This window comes from Halomonas campaniensis, from assembly GCF_014193375.1.
GTDB lineage: Bacteria > Pseudomonadota > Gammaproteobacteria > Pseudomonadales > Halomonadaceae > Halomonas > Halomonas campaniensis.
In genome coordinates this window covers 1-5531 of record NZ_JACHZF010000054.1, presented here as the reverse complement: position 1 = coordinate 5531, position 5531 = coordinate 1, and the positions used below count along the sequence as shown (strand labels likewise).

At 62.3% G+C, this 5531-nt stretch carries 3 protein-coding genes; all 3 read left to right on the top strand.

Annotated elements, in window-relative coordinates; genetic code table 11:
* The first annotated feature begins 349 nt into the window (after positions 1-349).
* On the top strand, positions 350-1291 hold the full coding sequence (locus BDK63_RS18065; protein WP_183334509.1) for an IS1595 family transposase: 942 nt from the start codon (positions 350-352) through the stop codon (positions 1289-1291).
* Between the two features lie 895 nt (positions 1292-2186).
* A complete protein-coding gene (locus tag BDK63_RS18060; RefSeq protein WP_183334507.1) occupies positions 2187-4949 on the top strand; it encodes a DEAD/DEAH box helicase family protein in 2763 nt (920 codons plus the stop codon).
* Positions 4949-5515: a restriction endonuclease subunit S domain-containing protein gene (locus BDK63_RS18055; RefSeq protein WP_183334505.1), complete on the top strand. Its 567-nt coding sequence runs from the start codon at positions 4949-4951 to the stop codon at positions 5513-5515. The genes BDK63_RS18060 and BDK63_RS18055 overlap by 1 nt, the downstream gene beginning before the upstream one ends.
* Positions 5516-5531: the final 16 nt, after the last annotated feature.

Below are 5531 nucleotides of genomic sequence, written 5' to 3'. Positions count from 1 at the left end.
GGGTCTTCTTCATCGGGGTAGCTTGCTTGGCCATGGGTCACCTCGTTGAGTGTACTACCTTAACGGGGTGTCCACTGTTGCTGGGCAAGATCAGGTTCTGGTGCTGCCGACGCTATGGGTGGCCGTGCTGGGATGGGCAGGAATGAAGGTCGGCAGCGAGCTCGCAAGAGGCATCGGCGACGGTGGTGGTAAGACAGCCCAGGGTGCTGGGAAGCAGGGAGGGGACAAGGTCCAATCGAAGTCCTGACCAGTTTCGACCTTTGCCTTTCCTGGTTACGCATATTGGTCAGCTACTACGCCAGCCTGAGGGCTATACTGGAATCATATGGTCCGTCAGGGAGTTAGCGTCATGGCTCGCAATCCCATCCAGTTCCAGCCCGGCCTGTCGTTGCCGGCGTTTCTCGCGCAGTACGGCACCGAAGCGCAGTGCCAGGCGGCCCTCTTCCAGCATCGCTGGCCCAAGGGGTTCGTATGCCCCGACTGTGGCAACACCACCAGCTGCCGGCTGTCGCGGGGGCTCTACCAGTGCCATCACTGTCATCATCAGACCTCGCTGACGGCCGGCACCATCTTCCATGCCACACACCTGCCGCTCACCACCTGGTTCCTGGCCATCTACCTGCTGACCCAGCGCAAGAACGGCCTCTCGGCCCTGCAGCTGTCCCGCGAGCTCGGCGTCAGCTACAACACCGCCTGGAAGCTCAAGCACAAGCTCCTGCAGGTCATGCTCGAGCGCAACCAGGGCGAGACGCTGAGCGGACGCATCGAGATCGATGATGCCTACCTGGGCGGCGAACGCTCGGGAAAGCGCGGTCGCGGCGCCGAGCACAAGGTCCCGTTCGTCGCCGCGGTGCAGACCGATGAAGAGGGCCATCCCCAACGCGTCCAGTTGCGTCGCGTGCGCGGCTTCACTCGTACCGAGGTCCACCGCTATGCCCAGTTGGCCATCATCCCCGGTAGTCAGGTGATCAGCGATGGCCTGGGGTGTTTCCGGGCCTTCGATACGCCGCTCTACACCCATGAGCGCATCATCACCGGCAGTGGCCGGGCCAGCGCCCAGATCCCCGCCTTCAACTGGGTCAACACCGTGCTGGGCAACGTCAAGAACGCCATCACCGGCACCTACCATGCGATCCGTGGCCACCATGTGCCGCGCTACCTGGCCGAATTCGAGTACCGCTTCAATCGGCGCTATGACCTCAAGGCCATGATCCCGCGCTTGCTCGCGGTGGCGGTCAGAACGCCGCCGATGCCGTACCGGCTCCTGAAGCTGGCTGAGCCTTATACGTAATCAGGTTGCCTTTTAGTGCTCCAGGTCGGAAGAGTATGGCGACCCACCCGGATCGCTAGAGCTGGGGCCGTAGCGGAGGTGGTCTGGCACATCATCATTGTCTTCGCTCGCCGAGCTGCTCTGCAGCATCCCCTGAGCCACACCCCCAACCAACACGGCCGCTCCCCCGGCCACCTTGCCGGCTCCACGAGCGATGCGCCGCCATCCCTCCTGGGTGGTGGCTGTCTGGGCGGTGGACTTGGCCACGGCAGCGGCGGATTCACGCAGCATGCGTATCGAGTCTGTCGTGCTCGCCTGGGTATGCCAGCCATCGGACCAGCCATCCTGAGGTCTACCGTGGCGGGCCTTCTGAGCAGCTTGGCGGCCAGCGCCGGCTGCTCGGGTCAGCAGTGATTTCAGCGGCATGGGATTCCCTCCCTGGGTACATCAGCCTTTTAGCATAGACGCTTGCATGGCGTACCTCCACCGGGACGGAGTCCACAAAGGGGCGAGGGCAAAGGGTGAAAAGCCCAAAGGGCGGAAGGGAAGGGGGCTCAAGGGGAAGGGGCTTGCCCAGAAAGGCGGGAGAAGTTGTGAACGCCAAAGGGTAAAGGCAAAGGGTTGCTGCAGGGCCTGTCGCCTATGGAGCTTCTGCGTATCAGCGAGCCACTGACAATTTGCAATGTGGCAGCTCATGCTGTGACAGCTCCATGATTCGAAGCAACCTTCATGCTTCTGACTTCAGAAGGAAAACCAGCGCATTAGCCGGTACTCTTGGGGTAGCGCCTCTTCGTCACAAGGCGACCGGGCAGTACTGAACAAGGGCTGCCGGCTGATTAGGGACGCCAGGGAAGGGGCTGACAGAGCAGACGTGGGAACCAACCCACGCGATGACCAGGGAAAGAAGGGGAACGATGTGCAACAGCCGGAGGAGCAGGCCAGGAGCCGGATCGATCAGCTGCTGAGAGATGCAGGCTGGGTGATCCAGGACAGAAGCGACTTCGATCGACAGGCGGCGCTGGGGGTGGCCGTAAGGGAGTTCCACCTGCCCGCCGGTTACTGCGACTACCTGCTGTTCATCGACGGCAAGGCGGCTGGCGTCATCGAGGCCAAGAAGGCCGGAGTGACGCTCAGTGGCGTGGCCGAGCAATCGGCCAAGTACGTGGCCGAGCTGCCCGAGCACCTGGCCCGCTGGGAGCAGCGGCTCGTCTATCACTATGAGAGCACCGGGGACGAGACCTTCTTCTGCAACCTGCGTGACCCCAAGCCCCGCTCTCGTCGTGTGTTCGCCTTCCACCGCCCGGAAACGCTGCATGAGTGGTTGCGCCAGTCGGAGACCCTGCGTTCCCGGCTGCGCCACATGCCGCCCCTTGAGACCCAGGGGCTGCGTGACTGTCAGATCGAGGCCATTGAGGGCCTGGAGGAGTCGTTGGCGGAGGATCGTCTGCGAGCGCTGATCCAGTTGGCCACAGGCTCGGGGAAGACCTTCACCGCCTGCAGTTTCTCCTATCGCTTGATACGGCATGCGGGCGCCAGGCGCATCCTGTTCCTGGTGGACCGCAACAACCTCGGCGATCAGACCCTCAAGGAGTTCCAGAACTTCCAACCGGTGGGCGCGGCCAACCGCTTCACCGATACCTACATCGTTCAGCACCTGCACGGGCACCACATCGACCCCGATGCCAAGGTGGTGATTACCACCATCCAGCGCCTCTACGCCATGCTGCGTGGCAAGCCGTTGGACGAAGCCGACGAGGAGGCCTCGGCCTTCGAACAGTGGGAGGGCGAGCAGGGGGAGCCGCTGCCCCTTGGCTACAACCCCGAGATCCCCATCGAGACCTTCGACTTCATCATCACCGACGAGTGTCACCGTTCCATCTACGGACTGTGGCGCCAGGTGCTGGAGTACTTCGACGCTTCGCTCATCGGCCTGACGGCAACCCCCTCCAAGCACACCCTGGGTTTCTTCAACCAGAACCTGGTGGCCGAGTACCCCTACGAGCGCTCGGTGGTCGATGGGGTCAACGTCGGCTATGAGATCTACCGCATCCGCACCCGAGTGACCGAGGAGGGTGGCAAGGTGGAGCCCGGCGATGTGGGCTACCAGGTGCCGGTGCGTGACCGGCGCACGCGGCAGATGCGTTACGAGACCCTGGATGAGGAGTTCGAGTACACCGGCAAGGAGCTCGACCGCTCGGTGGTGAACCCCAACCAGATCCGTACCGTGCTGCAGACCTACCGCGAACGGGTATTCACCGAGCTGTTCCCGGAACGCACGGGGGAGTGGCTGCCCAAGACGCTGATCTTCGCCAAGGACGACAACCACGCCGAGGAGATCGTGCATGCGGTGCGCGAGGTGTTCGGCGAGGGAAACGATTTCGCCAAGAAGATCACCTACCGCAACAGCGGCGAGGACCCCAAGGCGCTGATCAAGGCGTTTCGCGTCGACCCCATGCCCCGGGTGGCTGTCACCGTGGACATGGTCGCCACCGGCACCGACATCAAACCGGTGGAGGTGCTGATCTTCATGCGCGACGTGAAGTCCGAGGGCTACTACGAGCAGATGAAGGGGCGCGGCGTGCGCACCATCCCCGATGCCGACCTCAAGGCGGTGACCCCGGACGCCGAGACCAAGACCCGCTTCATCCTGATCGACGCCGTCGGCGTGACCGAGTCGAAGAAGAACGCCAGCCAGCCCCTGGAGCGCAAGCGGTCGCTGAGCTTCGATGCGCTGCTGGAACAGGTGGCCATGGGTCGGCGCGATGAGGATGCTATGTCCTCCCTGGCGGCCCGGCTGTCCGCCCTGGACCGTAAGCTGACCGACGAGGACCGCAGCCGCCTCGCCGAGGCCAGCGGCGGCCAGGCACCTCGCCAACTGGCCAACCGGTTGCTCGATGCCATCGACCCGGACAGCCAGCAAGCCGCCGTCACCGAGCGGCATGGTCCTGCGCCCACCCCGGAGCAGGAACAGGCCGTGGAGCAGGAGCTGATGGATGAGGCATGCCAGCCCTTCGACAAGCCGGCGCTGCGCACCCTGCTCAAGGAAATAAAGCAGAAGCGCGATATCGTCATCGATGAGGTGACCACCGATGCCCTGGTGCACGCCGACTTCGACCACCAGCGGGCCGAGCAGACCATCACCAGCTTCAAGGCCTTCATCGAGGAGAACCGGGACGAGCTGACTGCCCTGCAGATCCTCTACAACCAGCCGCTGGGCCAGCAGCGGCTCACTTACGGCGCCATTCGCGAACTGGTCAACGCGATGCTGGAGAAGCCCCCTCACCTGGCGGTGGCAAATGTCTGGCAGGCCTACAAGCGTCTGGAGGCCTCCCAGGTGCGCGGCGCCCCGGTGGATGAGCAGCTCACCGAGGTGGTCAGCCTGGTGCGCTACGCCCTCGGGCAGACCGACACCCTGGAGCCTATCGACGCCGTGGTGGAGCGCCGTTTCAACCTCTGGCTGGGCCGAGAGAAGAAGGCCGGGCGTGAGTACAACGCCGAGCAGGAGGCGTGGCTGCGGGCCATCGCCGCCTACCTTGCCGCCAATGCCGAGATCGCCCCGCGGGATTTCATGGAGGTGCCCAGCCTGGCCGACCAGGGTGGTATCCTCCAGGCCAGACAGGTACTGGGTAACGGATTAAATGAGATGCTAAATGAGCTGCAAGAGGCGCTGGTGGCGTGATGGTTAATGACCTGCCAGGCAACTGGGTGATGATCTCTCTTGGCGATATCATCAGAAAAATTGAAGCCGGAAAGAACTATCGTTGCATTGAGCGCCCACCTGTTGGTGATGAAGCAGGCATTGTTAAGGTCAGCGCTGTATCTTGGGGCCAGTTTCGGCAAGATGAGAGCAAAACAATTCAGAAAGAAGAGCACCGTGATGAGCGGTACTTGATCAGAAGTGGTGATCTTCTGATGAGCCGAGCCAATACGATAGGGTTGGTCGGAGCGAGTGTAATTGTTGGAGAGATTCATAGAACCCTACAGTTAAGTGACAAAGTGTTGCGGCTTTGTTTGGTCGGTGATTATGAGAAGTGGGTTAACTTATATATCAATTCCAGAGGCGGGCGGGTTCAGATTGAATCGCTTGCAACTGGTGCCCAGCAGTCTATGCGCAATATCTCCCAAGATGGTATCCGCCGCATAAAACTCCCTTTTCCTCCACTTAGGGAAACGCTGCATAAATCGCGCCGCAGCTGCCTCGCAGCCATCGGCGAGGTAGAATTCGGTCCTCCTGCCACTGCCTGATCAGAGCCACCCGATG

Coding starts and splice junctions, on each gene's coding strand:
- BDK63_RS18065 (WP_183334509.1), top strand. CDS start 350: ATGGCTCGCAATCCCATCCAGTTCCAGCCCGGCCTGTCGTTGCCGGCG.
- BDK63_RS18055 (WP_183334505.1), top strand. CDS start 4,949: ATGGTTAATGACCTGCCAGGCAACTGGGTGATGATCTCTCTTGGCGAT.